The 18,067-nt window shown below is 38.5% G+C and carries 13 protein-coding genes; 8 read left to right on the top strand and 5 right to left on the bottom strand.

The annotated features are described in order from the left end of the window. Positions 1-82: 82 nt before the first annotated feature. On the top strand, positions 83-943 hold the full coding sequence (rpoH, locus tag RHO12_08335) for an RNA polymerase sigma factor RpoH (protein WVD65389.1): 861 nt from the start codon (positions 83-85) through the stop codon (positions 941-943). Positions 944-1,024: 81 nt separating this feature from the next. Here rpoH and frr read toward each other — a convergent pair whose 3' ends face one another. From frr to rpsB, 4 genes are all read right to left on the bottom strand, one after another. Next, positions 1,025-1,585, bottom strand: a complete 561-nt coding sequence (gene frr, locus RHO12_08330; GenBank protein ID WVD67389.1) for a ribosome recycling factor — start codon at positions 1,583-1,585, stop codon at positions 1,025-1,027. Between the two features lie 21 nt (positions 1,586-1,606). After that, positions 1,607-2,347, bottom strand: a complete 741-nt coding sequence (gene pyrH, locus RHO12_08325; GenBank protein ID WVD65388.1) for a UMP kinase — start codon at positions 2,345-2,347, stop codon at positions 1,607-1,609. 112 nt (positions 2,348-2,459) lie between these two features. Beyond that, positions 2,460-3,317 carry a translation elongation factor Ts gene (tsf, locus tag RHO12_08320; GenBank protein ID WVD65387.1) on the bottom strand — a complete coding sequence of 286 codons (858 nt, stop codon included), beginning with the start codon at positions 3,315-3,317 and terminating at the stop codon, positions 2,460-2,462. 119 nt (positions 3,318-3,436) lie between these two features. Continuing rightward, positions 3,437-4,174 (bottom strand): 30S ribosomal protein S2, encoded by a 738-nt coding sequence (rpsB, locus tag RHO12_08315; protein ID WVD65386.1) that lies wholly within the window; start codon positions 4,172-4,174, stop codon positions 3,437-3,439. 271 nt (positions 4,175-4,445) lie between these two features. On the opposite strand from rpsB, the gene RHO12_08310 reads away from it, so the two are divergent. Beyond that, the gene (locus RHO12_08310; GenBank protein ID WVD65385.1) at positions 4,446-6,845 is read left to right on the top strand and encodes a heavy metal translocating P-type ATPase; all 2,400 of its coding nucleotides are present in this window, start codon (positions 4,446-4,448) and stop codon (positions 6,843-6,845) included. A 65-nt stretch (positions 6,846-6,910) separates the two neighbouring features. Here RHO12_08310 and proS read toward each other — a convergent pair whose 3' ends face one another. Further along, the gene (proS, locus tag RHO12_08305; protein ID WVD65384.1) at positions 6,911-8,626 is read right to left on the bottom strand and encodes a proline--tRNA ligase; all 1,716 of its coding nucleotides are present in this window, start codon (positions 8,624-8,626) and stop codon (positions 6,911-6,913) included. A gap of 205 nt (positions 8,627-8,831) precedes the next feature. Between proS and RHO12_08300 the strand changes: the two genes are divergently transcribed. From RHO12_08300 to RHO12_08275, 6 genes are all read left to right on the top strand, one after another. Beyond that, on the top strand, positions 8,832-9,875 hold the full coding sequence (locus tag RHO12_08300; GenBank protein WVD65383.1) for a methylated-DNA--[protein]-cysteine S-methyltransferase: 1,044 nt from the start codon (positions 8,832-8,834) through the stop codon (positions 9,873-9,875). A gap of 164 nt (positions 9,876-10,039) precedes the next feature. Then, the gene (locus tag RHO12_08295) at positions 10,040-11,377 is read left to right on the top strand and encodes a serine/threonine transporter (GenBank protein ID WVD65382.1); all 1,338 of its coding nucleotides are present in this window, start codon (positions 10,040-10,042) and stop codon (positions 11,375-11,377) included. 130 nt (positions 11,378-11,507) lie between these two features. Further along, positions 11,508-12,878, top strand: a complete 1,371-nt coding sequence (locus RHO12_08290; protein ID WVD65381.1) for an L-serine ammonia-lyase — start codon at positions 11,508-11,510, stop codon at positions 12,876-12,878. 203 nt (positions 12,879-13,081) lie between these two features. Beyond that, positions 13,082-16,519, top strand: a complete 3,438-nt coding sequence (gene dnaE, locus RHO12_08285; GenBank protein ID WVD65380.1) for a DNA polymerase III subunit alpha — start codon at positions 13,082-13,084, stop codon at positions 16,517-16,519. A gap of 199 nt (positions 16,520-16,718) precedes the next feature. Further along, positions 16,719-17,678, top strand: coding sequence for an acetyl-CoA carboxylase carboxyl transferase subunit alpha (gene accA, locus RHO12_08280; protein ID WVD65379.1), 960 nt, complete (start codon positions 16,719-16,721; stop codon positions 17,676-17,678). A 14-nt stretch (positions 17,679-17,692) separates the two neighbouring features. Then, a complete protein-coding gene (locus RHO12_08275) occupies positions 17,693-18,064 on the top strand; it encodes a diacylglycerol kinase (GenBank protein ID WVD65378.1) in 372 nt (123 codons plus the stop codon). The last annotated feature ends 3 nt before the right edge of the window (positions 18,065-18,067 follow it).

Raw genomic sequence — 18,067 nt, 5'->3', positions numbered from 1 at the left:
CTATTATTTGATAATCAGAATATTAGTTTGTTGTTTCTATTGAAATAACAGCAAATAAAAAATACGTAGGGGGAGTTTTTATATGAGTAACAACATAAAAATACCATCGGTTGCTTTGATCCCACAAGGTAATATTGAATCTTATCTGCGCATGATTAACACTTATCCAATGTTAAGCGCAGAGGAAGAAAAAGCATTAGGTGAAAAGCTCTATTATCATGATGATGTTGATGCTGCAAGGCAGCTTATTTTGTCTCATCTTCGTTTTGTTGCACATGTCGCTCGCGGTTATTCTGGGTATGGTTTACCGCAAGCAGATCTGATCCAAGAAGGTAATATTGGCCTCATGAAGGCCGTTCGTCGTTTTAACCCTGAGATGGGGGTGCGTTTAGTTTCATTTGCGGTTCATTGGATCAAAGCTGAAATTCATGAGTATGTACTAAAAAATTGGCGAATAGTCAAAGTTGCCACAACTAAAGCACAGCGTAAATTATTCTTTAATCTACGCAAATCCAAGCAACGTTTAGGATGGTTTAGCCATGATGAAGTTGGCATTGTTGCTGATGAGCTTGGTGTGACACGAAAAGATGTGTTAGAAATGGAATCAAGAATGTCAGCGCAAGATATGTCGTTTGATATTGATAATGATGATGATGACAATTCTATTGTAGCCCCAGCACTGTATTTAGAAGATTCCAGTTCAGATTTTTCAAAGTCAATTGAAAATGATAATTGGGAGAATGACGCAACGGATAAACTGCACGATGCGCTATCGCAGTTAGATCAGCGTAGTCAGGATATTATTAAAGCTCGTTGGCTTGACGTTGATGATAGTAAATCAACATTGCAAGAACTAGCGACTAAATACAATGTTTCAGCTGAACGAGTACGCCAGTTAGAGAAAAATGCACTACAAAAACTACGCGTGGCTATTGAAGCTTAATCGTGTGTTTTTAACAAATAGAAAAGCCGAGTTAGTCACTACTCGGCTTTTTTTAATAACATTATTAATAATATTACAAAACTAAAATTCCATTAGTTCTTTTTCTTTATCCGCGAGAACGGCATCAAGTTTTTTAATCATACTATCCGTTAACTTTTGAATGATATCTTGAGCTTTGCGTTCATCATCTTCAGAGATAGATTTATCTTTCAATAATACTTTAATTTGCTCATTGGCATCACGTCTTACGTTACGGATTGAAACTCGGCCTTGCTCTGCTTCACTTCGGACGATTTTTGTTAAATCACGGCGTCGTTCTTCCGTTAATGGTGGTAGTGGAACACGAATAACTGTACCTGTTGATGCGGGATTTAACCCTAAATCTGATGCGAGAATTGATTTTTCAACAGCGGGGGTAAGTGATTTATCAAATACAGTAATAGCAAGGGTTCTTGAGTCTTCAGCGACAACGTTTGCTAGTTGGCGTAGTGGTGTAGCGCTACCATAATATTCAACCATGATATTATCAAGTAAGCTTGGTGAGGCTCGTCCTGTACGGATTTTGCCAATGTGATTTTGGAAAGCATCTAAGCTTTTTTCCATTCTATCCTGAGCGTCTTTTTGTATCTCATTTAGCATAATATAAAACCTTCTTTTCTATAATTAGCAACTTATTGTGACATCATTGTTAATAAGTGTTCCTTCTGGTTCCCCAAGAATCACTCTCTTTAAAGCACCTGGTTTGTTCATATTAAAAACACAGATAGGTAGATTATGATCACGAGCAAGGGTAAAAGCGGCAAGATCCATGACTTTGAGCTCATCATCTAGCACTTTCCCGTAATTTAGAGTTTTAAATAATGTTGCATTATGATCTTTGATAGGATCGGCGGAGTAAACACCATTGACTTTCGTCGCTTTTAATACTACATCAGCTTCAATTTCAATTCCTCGTAAGCAGGCGGCAGAATCGGTAGTAAAAAAAGGGTTTCCGGTTCCAGCTGAAAGAATAACCACTTTACCATGCTTAAGCAAGCTAATCGCTTCTGTCCAACGGTAGTCATCACATACACCATTCAATGGAATTGCCGACATTAAACGCGCGTTAATTTCAATTCGATGTAGTGCATCACGCATCGCTAGACCATTCATCACGGTTGCAAGCATTCCCATATGATCGCCAACAACACGGTTCATGCCCGCTTTAGCTAGACCAGCTCCTCTAAATAAATTACCACCGCCAATAACAACTGCAACTTCAACACCCATTTCGACTAGTTCTTTAATCTCTAAGGCCATTCTATCAAGAACAGATGCATCAATACCGAAACCTTCATCACCTTGTAGTGCTTCACCACTTAGCTTTAAAAGAACACGTTTATAGTAGGGAGTTTGTTTTGTCATAGCAGAAAAATCCTATGAATTAAATTAATAATTAACTTGTGGATATAATTCTAAAGTATTTTGATCATAAACAAAACCGCCTAGAAGGCGGTTTTGCTATTTTAATCGGCAATTAAGATTGTTTTGACATTGCTGCTACTTCTGCAGCGAAATCTACTTCAACTTTCTCAATACCTTCACCTACTTCAAAACGAATAAATGTTGCAACAGTCGCGTTTTTCTCTTTTAGCAACTCACCAACTGTTTTAGCAGGATCCATAACAAATGGTTGACCATTTAAAGATACTTCACCAGTGAATTTGCGCATACGGCCTTCAACCATTTTTTCTGCGATTTCACGAGGCTTACCAGATTGCATTGCAATATCAATTTGAATTTGACGTTCATGTTCAACAACATCTGAAGGAACATCTGATGGGTCGACGTACTCAGGTTTGCTTGCCGCAATATGCATTGCAATATGCTTAACTAATTCATCATCAGCACCATTTGCCGCAACTAATACGCCAATGCGGGCTCCGTGTTGATAGCTACCAACGACATTGCCACTGACTTCTGCAATGCGGCGAATGCCAATATTTTCACCAATTTTAGCAACTAATGCTGTTCTTTCTTCTTCGAATTTAGCTTGCAATGTCCCGATATCACTAATGCGATCAGCCAATGCTGCTGCTGCGACTTTTTCACTAAACGCTAGGAAACCGGCATCTTTTGCCACGAAGTCTGTTTCACAGTTAATTTCTAGAATGACACCGAATTGTTTATCTGCTGAAATTTTAGAAATAATTGTCCCTTCAGCAGCAACACGCCCTGCTTTTTTAGCTGCTTTTGCTTGACCTGATTTACGCATATTGTCGATAGCGAGTTCAATATCACCATTTGCTTCAACTAGTGCTTTTTTACATTCCATCATACCTGCGGCCGTTCTTTCACGCAGTTCTTTAACCATAGAGGCAGTTATTTCAGCCATGTTTTTACCCTCTGTTAAATCTGTCGTTCACCCAAGGTAATCTTCGGCAAACTGTATTTGATACACAAGATAGGAGGAGCGAACTCCTCCTGTTCATAGATAAATAATTTATAAATAAATTATTCTGCTGTTGCTGGCTCTTCAATAAATGCTGCTTCTACAACAGGAGCTTGATTTTGTTCGCGCCCAGCACTTACCGTACTTGCTACTGCATTTGCATATAGTTGAATAGCACGAATTGCATCATCATTGCCAGGAACAACATAGTCAATGCCATCTGGATTTGAGTTGGTATCAACGATAGCAACAACAGGAATCCCTAAGTTGTTAGCTTCTTTTATTGCAATATGTTCATGGTCTGCCCCGATAACAAAAATCGCATCTGGTAAGCCACCCATATTTTTAATACCACCAAGGCTATTTTCTAATTTAGCCATTTCTCGAGCACGCATTAACGCTTCTTTTTTGGTCAATTTATCAAAAGTTCCGTCTTGTGATTGCGTTTCTAAATCTTTTAAACGTTTAATTGATTGACGAACTGTTTTCCAGTTAGTCAACATACCACCTAACCAACGGTGATTGACATAAAATTGTCCACAGCTTTCAGCCGCTTGCTTAACCGCTTCGCTTGCAGCACGTTTTGTACCAACAAATAAAATTTTACCACGACGAGCGGCCACTTTATTTAGCATATCTAATGCTTCGTTGAACATAGGAACTGTTTTTTCAAGATTGATAATATGAACTTTATTACGAGCACCAAAAATAAATGGTTTCATTTTTGGGTTCCAGTAGCGGGTTTGGTGTCCGAAGTGTACACCAGCTTGCAGCATATCGCGCATAGATACTGTAGTCATGATTTCCTCATTATAGATTGGGGTTATGCCTCCACATATTCGCTTTAACCGACTCTAGCCATTTTTGACCAAAGCACCCCGGCAAAGTGTACTAATATGTGTGTGTTATAACGTTAATTAAATTATTTCGCTCTTCCAGTTACAGAAAGATGCGCGGGTTTTATACCATATTTTCTGCCAAAACACCACAATTATCTATAGTTAGTCTCTGTACGAATAAAATTTCCAGTGATAATATCACATTATATGCTTTAAATTGGGAGTGGATTAAATGGCAGAATATCAGTTTATTATCGAAGGAATGTCATGCGCTTCGTGTGTAAGTAGGGTTGAAAAAGCACTAAATAAAATTGATGGTGTTGTTGATGCGACAGTTAATTTGGCAACTGAAAAAGCACTAGTTCAAAGTTCACATGATATTAATATCGATATTTTGCTTAAAGCAATTGATGATAGTGGATATCACGCTATTGCCATTCCTTCTATAGATAAAGATGAACAGCAAATTATTTTATCTATCGGCGATATGAGTTGTGCATCTTGTGTTAACCGAGTGGAAAAAGCATTAAGCAGAGTGAGCGGGGTTAAAACAGCGCAAGTTAATTTAGCAACAGAAAAAGCAACGGTTATAGGTGCTCATCTTAATATTGCCGCCTTAATTCGAGCCGTCGAGGATGCGGGCTATAAAGCAGCGTTCTTTGATGATAAAAAAATGCAAATTATCAAACCGAGGCAGCCATCATTATGGCCCGTAATTATTGCTGTATTGCTCTCGTTACCGTTGATGTTACCCATGTTATTAGAGCCATTTGGTCTACATTGGATGCTACCTGCTTGGACGCAGTTAATTTTAGCTACACCGGTCCAGTTTATTTTGGGAGCACGATTCTATCGTAGTGCCTGGAAAGCAGTAAAAGCATTTGCTGGTAACATGGATCTATTAGTGGCAATCGGGACAACGGCGGCTTATGGATTATCACTTTATCAGTTGGTTTTACATTGGCATAGCGCTCATATGCCACATCTTTATTTTGAATCTTCTGCCGTGATCATTACCTTAATTTTATTTGGTAAATGGTTAGAGGCAAGAGCAAAGCATCAAACAACTCAGGCAATCGAGGCTCTTAGTGCATTACGCCCTAATACCGCAAGGGTCTGGCGCGAAGGGAAAGAATTAACGTTGCCGGTTGAACAAGTAAATATTGACGATATCGTGATCATTAAACCTAGCGAACGAATTCCTGTTGATGGTGTAATCGTTGAGGGTATTTCAAGTAGTGATGAATCAATGATAACTGGTGAAAGTTTACCTGTCAGTAAGGACATTGGCGACATTGTCACTGGGGGGGCAATTAATGGTGAAGGACTATTGCGTGTAAAGGTTACCGCAGTTCAAGCCGAATCGATGTTGGCTAAAATTATTCACATGGTTGAATCCGCACAAGCTAAAAAAGCCCCTATTCAAAGGGTAGTTGACCGTATTAGTGCTATCTTTGTACCGATAATTTTACTGATTGCTTTTATGACATTACTCGCTTGGGGGATTTTTAGTCATGATTGGCAGCAGGCGCTACTTAATGCCGTAGCGGTATTAGTGATTGCCTGCCCATGTGCGCTTGGGCTGGCAACGCCGACCTCGATTATGGTTGGAACGGGTGCTGCTGCTCGTCACGGTATTTTGATTAAAGACGCACAAGCACTAGAAACCATGCATAGTATTAAAGCCGTCGCATTTGATAAAACAGGTACACTGACTATTGGTAAACCAGAGTTAGTGGTGTTTGAAACACAGGCAGAAATAGATGAGCACAAGTTATTAGCAATAGCGGCATCAATGCAATTGGGCAGCGAACATCCGCTCGCTAGTGCGGTATTGAATAAAGCCAACACTCTCAATCTGCAATATAGTTATGCACAAAACCTAGTTAATGTTGCTGGCTCTGGAATTACCGCGGCGGTTAATAACCATTGCTATATTTTAGGTAGTGCTCGCTGGTTGATTTCGTTAAACGCTGACTTTAGTAAGTGGCAAAAGAGCATTAGTAAGTTACAAGATAAAGGCTATACCTTATCATGGCTTGCAGAGAAAACGGATAATAGTATTAAGATTTTAGCATTGTTAGGTTTTTCTGACACAGTAAAAGAGCAAGCTAAGCCTGCAATTGAAGCGTTGCACAGCTTAGGTGTTAAAACGGTTATGCTAACCGGGGACAGTGAAAGCGCGGCGAATACGGTTGCCCAGTCGCTTGCGATTGATGAAGTTGTGGCACAGGTATTGCCGCAAGATAAAGCAGATAAAATTTATCAAATGCAAAAAAGCTACGGTAAAGTTGCGATGGTTGGAGATGGTGTTAATGACGCGCCAGCATTAGCTGCTGCCGATATTGGTATTGCAATGGGTACCGGTACTGACGTTGCGATGCATACGGCAGAAGTGACCTTAATGCGAGGTAACCCACTATTAATTGCAGATGCAATTGATATCTCTAGAAAAACTTACAGTAAGATCAAACAAAACTTATTTTGGGCTTTCTTTTATAATTTAATCGGTGTTCCACTAGCCGCGTTTGGCTTACTTAACCCCATAATTGCGGGGGCAGCGATGGCGTTAAGTAGTGTTAGTGTTGTGACTAATTCCTTGCTGTTAAGGCGTTGGAAACCTAAAGGGTAAATAAAAATCCCTTATATCTAAAATCAATAAGGGATTTTTTATTTCGTTATAACCTTGCTAATTATCTACTGGCACTTGCTCGTTATAAAATCAATTATACTATCAGCCCTGATCATCTGTTTATCGCTATTTGCACGATATTTATACTCGACTTCACCATTATCAAGATTTCGCTCGCCAATCACAATCGTATGTGGAATGCCGATAAGCTCTGCATCAGCAAACATTACGCCAGGGCGCTCTTTGCGATCGTCAAAGAATACGTCAATGCCTGCAGCTTGTAATTTTGCATATAATTTTTCTGCAGTTTGCTGTACTTTTTCAGATTTATGCATGTTCATTGGAATAATCGCGACATTAAATGGAGCGATAGCTTCTGGCCAGATAATACCTCGCTCATCGTGGCGCTGCTCGATTGCCGCCGCGACGATACGCGTTACACCGATACCATAACAACCCATGATCATTACATGATTTTGACCATCTTCACCCTGTACGGTGGCATTCATGGCTTTAGAATATTTAGTACCAAGTTGGAAAATATGGCCGACTTCAATGCCGCGTTTAATTAATAATGTGCCTTTTCCATCTGGGCTTAGGTCTCCTTCAACCACATTGCGAATGTCGGCAACTGTAGGTAAATTTACATCTCTTTGCCAATTAATATTGAAAAAATGTTTACCATCAATATTTGCGCCCGCACTAAAATCACTCATTACTGCAACGTCACGATCAATAATTACCGGTAATTTAATATTAACAGGGCCTAGCGAGCCTGGACCAGCACCGATTGCCGTATAGATTTCTTGTTCAGATGCAAATTCTAATGGTGAAGCAACGAGCTCAAGTTTCTCTGCTTTTAACTCGTTGAGAGTATGGTCACCACGTACGAGTAAAGCAATGAATTGATGTTTACTCTCTGGATCGGCTTTAACAATAAGTGTTTTAACGGTTTTTTCAACCGCTAAGTTAAATTGCTTAACCAGCTCTTCAATAGTTTTTGCATTTGGCGTTTCAATTAATTCCATCACTTTTGTTGGTTCAGCCCTTGTGATCGTCGGCGCTAATGCTTCTGCTTTCTCAATATTTGCCGCATAATCAGACTCGGTTGAAAAAACAACATCATCTTCACCGCTATCTGCGAGTACTTGGAATTCATGTGACCAATTTCCACCAATTGATCCGGTATCAGCTTGTACTGCTCTAAAATCAAGCCCTGCTCGAGTAAAGATAGCACTATAAGCGGCATACATGGTTTCATAAGTTTTTTGTAGCGATTCTTGCGTGGTATGAAATGAATATGCGTCTTTCATAATGAATTCACGAGAACGCATCACGCCAAAGCGAGGACGAACTTCATCACGAAATTTAGTTTGAATCTGAAAAAAATTTAATGGTAATTGTTTATAAGAACTGACTTCATTACGCACTAAGTCGGTAATCACTTCCTCATGAGTTGGACCGAGGACAAAATCACGATCGCCGCGATCTTTGATGCGTAAAAGTTCAGGTCCATATTGTTCCCAACGGCCACTTTCTTGCCAAATGTCCGCAGGTTGGACGACCGGCATTAATAATTCTATTGCTCCGGCTTTGTTCATTTCTTCACGAACAATTTTTTCAACTTTTTTAAGGACTCTATAGCCAGTAGGTAACCATGTATAAAGGCCTGAGGCTACTTTTCTGATCATTCCAGCACGAAGCATCAATTGGTGGCTGATGACTTCAGCATCAGCAGGGGTTTCTTTTAGGGTAGATAGCAGATATTGACTAGCTCGCATGATTTATTCCAATTCTAGATTAATGCACAAATATAATATTAGTTTAGCAGGCTATTTTATAACTCGGAAGAGCTATATCTTCAAAATCACCGAGTAAGTAAAATTTTGAACTAATTAGTGATAAAATAGTTGTTAATTTTGCGGTTGGTTGCTATCCATAGCAATGCTTAAAATAGACAATAAATCTAATTATTAAAGGTAAAAGATGATGAATCTAACAGCGAGTGAAATGTATTATGCATTACTAAACAAAGATCCAAGTTATGATGGGATTTTTTATGCAGCAATTAAAACTACAGGGATTTTTTGCCGCTGTATTTGTACTGCACGTAAACCAAAGCAAGAAAATGTAGAATTTTTTTCTTCCGCTCATGATGCGATTTTAAGCGGCTACAGGCCTTGTAAAATTTGTAAACCACAATATTTACCCGACCAAACGCCTACAGAAGTTGCAACTCTATTAGCATTATTAGAAGAGAACCCAGAACAAAAATTATCAGACTATGATTTACGTCAACGGGGTTTTGAGCCTTATACAATAAGGCGTTGGTTTTTAAAGCATCATCAGATGACGTTTCATGCATTTCAGCGTATGAACCGAATCAACATGGCATTAAAAAAGTTACAGGAAGGTGAGTCTGTTATTAACGCTGCTTTCGACAGTGGTTTTGAATCTTTAAGTGGCTTTAGTGATTCATTCAAAGCGATATTCGGCGTATCGCCTTCCAAAGCAAAAGATAAGAGTATTATTTATTTAAATCGTATTGAAACGCCAATCGGTACAATGTTTGCTGGAGCGACTGATAATGGTTTATGTCTACTTGAATTCACCGATCGCCGTATGCTAGAGACCGAATTTAAGCATCTTGTTAAACGTTATAATGCAACTTTAGTACGCGGAGATAATGTACATATTAAGCAAACGAAGCAACAACTTAACGAATATTTTTCTGGCAAACGTCAAAATTTTACAATAACGCTCGATACTAAAGGGACTGATTTTCAAAAACAAGTATGGCAAGCATTGATGGATATTCCTTATGGTACAACGCGTTCTTATCAGGAACAAGCGGTATATATTGGCAATCCTAAGGCGGTTAGGGCTGTTGCAAATGCTAATGGTATGAATCAAATGAGTATTATTATTCCTTGCCATCGAGTAATTGGTGCAGATGGTAAGTTAACTGGTTATGGTGGAGGATTATGGCGTAAAAATTGGTTACTCAATTTAGAGAAAGAGAATAGATAAATAACGAAACTCTATTTTATTGCTTTGGCATCAATAATTAACCAATTGAAAAATAACATAAAAAAATTATTTTGTGATAAGAGTCACTACTTTTATCATATTTTTTTGTTATGATGAGACCATTCATTAAAAATAGTGCATTTTATTTAAAAAGGATTAAGTCTGTGAGCGATAAAAAAAATCTAGATGTGAGTGCTGGTCAAATACCAAAATGGCGAGCGACTGATACGGCTTGGATGCTAAGTTTATACGGTACTGCGATTGGTGCTGGTGTATTATTTTTACCTATTAATGCTGGTGCAGGCGGTTTATTACCATTATTAGTAATGCTTGTGTTAGCTTTCCCTATGACATTTTTTGCTCATCGTGCATTATGCCGCTTTGTATTGTCAGGGAAAAACTCGGATGGTGATATTACCGTAGTGGTTGAAGAGGCGTTTGGTCGAACCGCTGGCAACTGGATCACGGTGCTTTATTTCTTTGCTATTTATCCTATTCTTTTAGTTTATAGCGTTGGTATCACTAATACGGTTATCGATTTTATGCAATATCAATTGTCAATGACTGCACCACCTAGAGTACTATTGTCTTTTATTTTAGTTGGCGCATTAATGTTAATTGTTCATTTAGGTGAAAATTTAATTATAAAAGTCATGTCAGTTTTGGTTTTTCCGTTTATTGTCGTTTTAATGATATTAGGGCTATTTCTCATCCCTGAGTGGAATGGTGCATTATTCACTGATTTTTCTTGGTCAGGCAGTACACTTGCAGGTAGTCAAGGAATTTGGATGACATTATGGCTAGTGATCCCTGTAATGGTATTTGCATTTAACCATTCACCAATTATTTCTTCTTTAGCGGTGGCTAAGCGGAAAGAGTATGGCGAGCAAAATGTGGAAGCTAAATGCTCGAGAATCATTGCTGCTAGTAATGTTATGATGGTTGTTACGGTAATGTTTTTTGTTTTTAGCTGTGCATTATGTTTAACGCCTGCTGAGCTATTAGATGCCAAAGCACAGAATATTTCGATTTTATCTTACCTTTCTAAGCGTTTTAATTCGCCTGTTATTGAGTATATGGGGCCAATTATTGCTTTTGTCGCGATGGCGAAATCCTTCCTTGGGCACTATTTAGGCGGTAAAGAAGGCTTTAATGGTATTGTGAATAAAGCATTGCGTAGTAAGGGTAAAACAATTGGTCTAAAAAAATTAGATAATATCGCCGCTATTTTTATGTTTGTTACCGCATGGGGCGTTGCAACATTAAATCCAAGTATTCTTGGACTTATTGAATCATTAGGCGGCCCTGTACTTGCTATCATATTATTTTTAATGCCAATGTATGCAATCCATAAATTACCTGTACTAGCAAAATACCGAGGTAGGCTAAGTAATACTTTTATTGTCGTTATGGGTTTGATCGCAATTTCCGCTGCAGTTTATCTTGTTTCTGGCTCTATATATGCTGCAATTTATAGTTTGCAAGAGCGCTTAGGATTGTAGCTTAAACGTGATTGCAGCAATTAGTAAGTACCACTTTATGTAATGGGACTTACATTATAAAATTAAGCATAAAGTCATTTTGATTTTATTTAGACCAGTATTATGTCATCTAAATAATCGTAAGGAGGCAATGATGAGCTCTGTATTTGATATTTTTAAAATTGGGATTGGTCCGTCCAGCTCCCATACTGTTGGGCCAATGCGAGCAGGAAAGCTCTTTGTTGATGATTTAATTAAAGATAACTTAATCATGTCCGTTACCAAGATTGTAGCGGATGTTTATGGATCATTATCCTTAACAGGTAAAGGTCACCAAACTGACATTGCTATTATCATGGGTCTTGCGGGCAATTTACCTGATAGCGTCGAAATTGATGCCATTCCTGGTTTTATTAATCAGGTAAGTAAAAGTGGTCGACTCCCTATCTATGCAGGAAAATACGAAGTCGATTTCCCGCTTGCAAGCAGTATGAATTTTCATTCAAAGTTTTTACCGTTACATGAAAATGGTATGACCTTATCTGCTTACCAAGGTGATAAACTTCTTTTACAGCAAACGTATTATTCTGTGGGCGGAGGGAAAATAGTACTTGAACAAGACTTTGGTAAAGAAAGTAATTCAAGCAGTGATGTGCCATATCCTTTTTCTAGTGCTGAAAAGTTATTGGAATATTGCGATGAAAATTCATTATCAATTTCAAGTATTGTGATGAAAAATGAATTAACAATTCATAGTTATGATGAGATCGAAGCTTATTTTACTCGAGTGGGTAAAACGATGGAAGATTGTATTCAGCGAGGGATGAACACGGAAGGATTATTACCTGGACCGCTAAAAGTACCGCGTCGTGCTTTCTTATTACATCGCCAATTGGCAACAAGTTCAGAAAAAATCATTAGTGACCCGATGATTATTATTGATTGGATTAATATGTTTGCGTTAGCCGCAAGTGAAGAAAATGCTGCGGGTGGGCGAGTTGTAACCGCGCCGACCAATGGTGCATGCGGAATTATTCCTGCCGTTCTTGCTTATTATAACAAGTTTGTTGCGCCAATAACGCCGGATATTTATATTCGTTTCTTTTTGACTTGTGGGGCAATTGGTCAACTTTATCAAATGAATGCCTCTATTTCAGGTGCAGAAGTAGGATGTCAGGGCGAAGTAGGGGTTGCGTGTTCGATGGCTGCTGCGGGGCTTGCTGAGCTACTTGGTGGTAATCCACAACAAGTCTGTATGGCGGCTGAAATTGGTATGGAGCATAACTTAGGTCTGACTTGCGATCCCGTTGGTGGGCAAGTTCAGGTTCCTTGTATTGAGCGTAATGCTATTGCAGCCGTTAAAGCGATTAATGCCACTCGTATGGCATTGAGACGTACGACTTTAGCTAAGGTTTCGCTTGATAAAGTAATTGAAACTATGTATGAAACCGGTAAGGATATGAATTCAAAATATCGCGAAACCTCTCGTGGAGGGCTTGCGATAACCATTCGTTGTGACTAGTTTTATGACTGAGCTAATCAGGAGCATTGCTAGCAATGTTCCTCCTCTTCTTTATTTGGCGCTTATTGATATTAAAATCCTCATTAAGATTATTTAAACTTCAGCACTAAATTAGTGCTATAATTTAGCAAAATTTATTATCAATACCTAATTTTATGTCCGAACCAAAGTTTATCCATTTGCATGTTCATAGCGATTTCTCGATGATTGACGGGGTTGCTAAAACTGGCGTTTTAGTTAACAAAGCGGCATCGATGAATATGGCTGCGCTGGCCATAACTGATTTTACTAACTTGTGTGGATTAGTAAAATTTTATAGCAGCGCTTTATCAAAAGGGTTAAAACCCATTATTGGCGCTGATGTTAAAATTTATAGTGAAGAGCTTGATGCGTTTTATGATATCACTATATTAGCGGCAAATAATGACGGATACCAAAACTTAACGCTATTAATTTCAAAAGCTTATCAGAGAGGCTATATTGGCGATGGTCCCATAGTTGACCAAAATTGGCTTACGGAGCACAAGTCTGGTTTAATTCTTCTTGCTAGCTATAAAAGCGATGTGGGTATTGGTGTTATTCGTGATAACTCACTTATTATCAATCAGTCTATCGAATTTTATCAAAATTATTTTGCTGACCATTTTTATTTAGAGCTAATTCGCACAGGGCGAGATAATGAAGAGCTATTTGTGAATCAAGCGATTAAGTTAGCGGAGCAATATAATTTACCCGTTGTTGCAACTAATGATGTTAAATTCTTATCAAGTAGCGATTTTGAGGCTCATGAAATCCGAGTCGCCATTCATGATGGCGATACACTTGATGATCCTAAAAGGCCCAAAAAATACTCAGCGCAACAATATTTTCGTAGTGAAGATGAAATGTGTGAGCTGTTTTCTGATATCCCTGAAGCCTTAGCAAATAGTGTTGAAATTGCTAAACGTTGTAATGTCTCAATCCGTTTAGGTGAGTATTTTTTACCACAATTTCCTACTGGAGATATGTCAACAGAAGATTTTTTAATTCATAAAGCAAAAATAGGGCTTGAAGAACGACTTGTTTTATTATTTCCAGACCCTGAAATAAGAGCAAAACGTCGACCAGAATATGATGAACGTTTAGATATTGAATTAAATGTAATCAATCAAATGGGTTTTCCTGGTTATTTTTTAATTGTGATGGAGTTTATTCAATGGTCAAAAGATAATGCTGTTCCCGTAGGGCCTGGGCGAGGATCCGGCGCGGGCTCTCTTGTTGCCTACGCGTTAAGTATTACCGATCTTGATCCATTAGCGTTTGATTTACTTTTTGAACGGTTTTTAAATCCTGAGCGTGTATCTATGCCTGATTTTGACGTTGATTTTTGTATGGATAAACGAGATTTAGTCATTGATCATGTTGCGGAGATGTATGGCCGAGATGCGGTATCACAGATTATTACTTTTGGTACTATGGCGGCAAAAGCAGTGATTCGTGATGTGGGGCGCGTGCTCGGTCATCCTTATGGATTTGTTGATCGTATCTCTAAATTAATTCCACTTGACCCTGGAATGACGCTTGCTAAAGCATTTGAAATTGAGCCGCAATTACAAGAACTTTACGATAATAACGAAGATGTTAAAGGCCTAATTGATATTGCTCGCCAGTTAGAGGGTGTTACGCGTAATGCGGGTAAACATGCTGGTGGGGTCGTTATTTCACCAACAAAAATCACCGATTTTTCACCGATTTATTGTGATTCGGAAGGCCATCATCCTGTTACTCAGTTTGACAAAAATGATGTTGAGTATGCCGGCCTGGTTAAATTTGACTTTTTAGGATTAAGGACATTAACCATTATCGATTGGGCACTCGGTATGATTAATTCACGCATAAAAAATGAAGGAAAAGAGGCAATTGATATTAATCATATCCCTCTTGATGATCCTTTAGCATTTGAATTGTTGCTCAAGGCGGAAACGACAGCTGTATTCCAATTAGAATCTAGAGGAATGAAAGATCTTGTTCGGCGGTTAAAACCAGACTGCTTTGAAGATATGATTGCTTTAGTCGCATTATTTAGGCCCGGTCCTCTACAATCAGGTATGGTGGATAATTTTATTGACCGAAAACATGGTCGTGAAGAAGTCTCCTACCCAGACAGTCAATACCAGCACGAGTCGCTTAAACCTATTTTAGAACCCACTTACGGTATTATTCTTTACCAAGAACAAGTCATGCAAATAGCTCAAACGCTGGCTGGCTATACATTAGGTGGGGCAGATTTATTGCGTCGTGCGATGGGTAAAAAGCAGCCAGAAGAGATGGCAAAACAGCGCTCTGTTTTCAAAGAAGGGGCTGAGCAATCAGGCGTTGATGGTGAACTGTCGATGAAAATTTTCGACCTTGTTGAAAAATTTGCAGGTTACGGTTTTAATAAATCTCACTCTGCCGCTTATGCTTTAGTTTCCTATCAAACATTATGGCTAAAAACCCATTTTCCAGCCGAATTTATGGCTGCGGTAATGACTGCCGATATGGATAATACTGATAAAATAGTCGGTCTAGTTGACGAATGCTTACGTATGGGGATTAAAGTTAATCCACCAGACATTAACAGTGGCTTATACCATTTTCATGTTAATGAGAAAGGTGAAATTGTGTATGGAATCGGTGCGATTAAGGGCGTAGGAGAAGGGCCAATTGAAGCAATTGTAGAAGCACGCAATGAGCAGGGTAAAAATGGATATTTTAAAAATATTTTTGAGTTATGCGCCAAAACCGATATTAAAAAATTAAATCGCCGAGTATTAGAAAAACTAACAATGGCTGGTGCGTTTGATAAACTTGGCCCACATCGAGCGGCTATTTTACATAGTATTAATGATGCGATACAAGCAGCAGAGCAACATACTAAAGCGAGAAATATTGGCCAAGAAGATATGTTTGGTGTATTAGCACAAGAGCCTGAGCAAGTCGAATATGCTTATGGTAATGTACCAGAATTACCTGAACAGCTAATTCTTGATGGTGAACGAGAAGCACTGGGATTATATTTGACGGGTCATCCCGTCACACAATATTTAAAAGAACTCGCTAGATATACCAACGGTACGCGTATTAGCGAAGCAAATCCAACAGGCTGGGGGAAAATAGCAACCTTTGCGGGGTTAGTCGTTTCGGCACGAATTCGTTTGACTAAAAAAGGCAACCGAATTGGTTTATTTACTTTAGATGATCGCTCTGGTCGCATCGATGTGATGCTTTTTGGTGAGTCATTAGAACGGTTCGAGCATTTAATGGTCGAAGATAAAATCTTGATAGTTTCAGGGCAAGTTAGTGTCGATGATTTTAATGGTGGTTTTAAAGTATCTGGCCGCGATATTATCGATTTAAGTCAAGCAAGAGAAAAGTATGTAAAAGGACTGAGTATATCATTGCAAGAGGCAGAGGTTAATCGTCCATTTTTACAACAGCTACAAAAGGCATTTGAACCATACCGCAATAGTAGCGTGCCTGTGAATATTTATTATCAAACGGACGAAGCTCGAGCAAAAATTGAATTTGGTATGACTTGGCGAGTTACACCTAATGATGAGTTATTAATTAGCTTGAAAAGCCTATTAGGCAACGATCGCGTTGAGCTTGAGTTTGATTAAGTGTCGATAAAGTTGGAAATTTGTAGTGCTTTATCCCAAATACATAGTAAAATTAGTGAATTACTATACAAGTTTAGTTTGTTATTATGTAAATTAAATTTTTAAACTAACTCGTTGTTGTAAATTGTTAAATAATCATTGAATGATAGATGAATCTTGTTGTTGACAAGATTCCTATAGAGGCAAAAGTTGAATAGTTATGAATACTTTCTTAGATTTTGAGAAACCTATCGCTGAGTTAGAAGCTAAAATTGACTCACTAAAGAATATGGATTCACAAGAGGTTAAACTCGATATTAATCTTGATGACGAGATTAAGCTGCTTAATAAAAAAAGCAAAGAATTAACCAAAAAAATATTTTCAAATCTAACACCTTGGCAGGTTGCGCAATTAGCTCGCCATCCAAATAGACCATATACGCTTGACTATATTAAAGAAATTTTTACTGATTTTGATGAGCTCCATGGCGATAGAACTTATGCTGACGATAAAGCGATTGTCGGTGGAATTGCTCGTATTAGTGATCGGCCTGTTGTGGTGATCGGTCATCAAAAGGGTCGAGAAACAAAAAATAAAATTTACCGTAATTTTGGTATGCCCGCTCCCGAAGGCTATCGAAAAGCCTTAAGGTTAATGCAATTGGCTGAGCGTTTTCACTTACCAATTATTACCTTTATTGATACACCTGGCGCTTATCCTGGTATTGGTGCTGAAGAGCGTGGACAGTCAGAGGCTATAGCGCATAATCTACGTGAAATGTCTAAATTAAATGTACCTATCATTTGTACCGTTATTGGTGAAGGTGGTTCTGGTGGAGCGCTTGCTTTAGGCGTTGGTGACAAGGTGAATATGCTACAATACAGTACTTATTCTGTTATTTCACCAGAAGGTTGTGCTTCTATTTTATGGAAAAGTGCCGATAAAGCTTCGTTAGCAGCGGAAGCGATGAATATGACGGCCGATAAATTATTAAAATTAAATCTTATTGACTCTATTATTAGCGAACCGTTAGGAGGAGCACATCGAAACTATGCGATGATGTCTACTGCATTAAAGAAACAACTTATTAATGACCTCGATGAGTTAGAAAATATGGATCGTCCTGCATTATTAGAAAGACGTTTTCAACGTTTAATGAATTATGGTTATGTAAGGTAATTATAGGTAATGCAATGAAGGTCAACGGTATTCGCAGAGTTATTAATGCAGGCAAGTACTCGATTCAAGGATTGAGATCCGCTTTTCTCAATGAGGTAGCATTTCGGCAAGAATTTTTCTTGCTCATTATTGCTTATGTTATTGTGATGTTTGTCGATTTTTCAATTTATGAACGTATCTTACTGCTTGGCTCAGTCGGTTTTGTTATGATTGTCGAATTGATTAATAGCGCGATAGAGTGTGTTGTTGATCGTATTGGTACTGAGCACCATGAGCTATCTGGGCGGGCTAAGGATTATGGCTCAGCAGCGGTTTTCCTTTCTATTTTGTTGGCACTAAGCTTATGGATCTATCTATTTGCCTGCCACTTTTTTCCTGAAACGTAATAA

This window comes from Orbaceae bacterium lpD02 (assembly GCA_036251875.1).
GTDB classification, from domain to species: domain Bacteria; phylum Pseudomonadota; class Gammaproteobacteria; order Enterobacterales; family Orbaceae; genus Orbus; species Orbus sturtevantii.
Note: the sequence above shows the minus strand (reverse complement) of the source record. Positions and strands in the feature narration are given on the sequence as shown.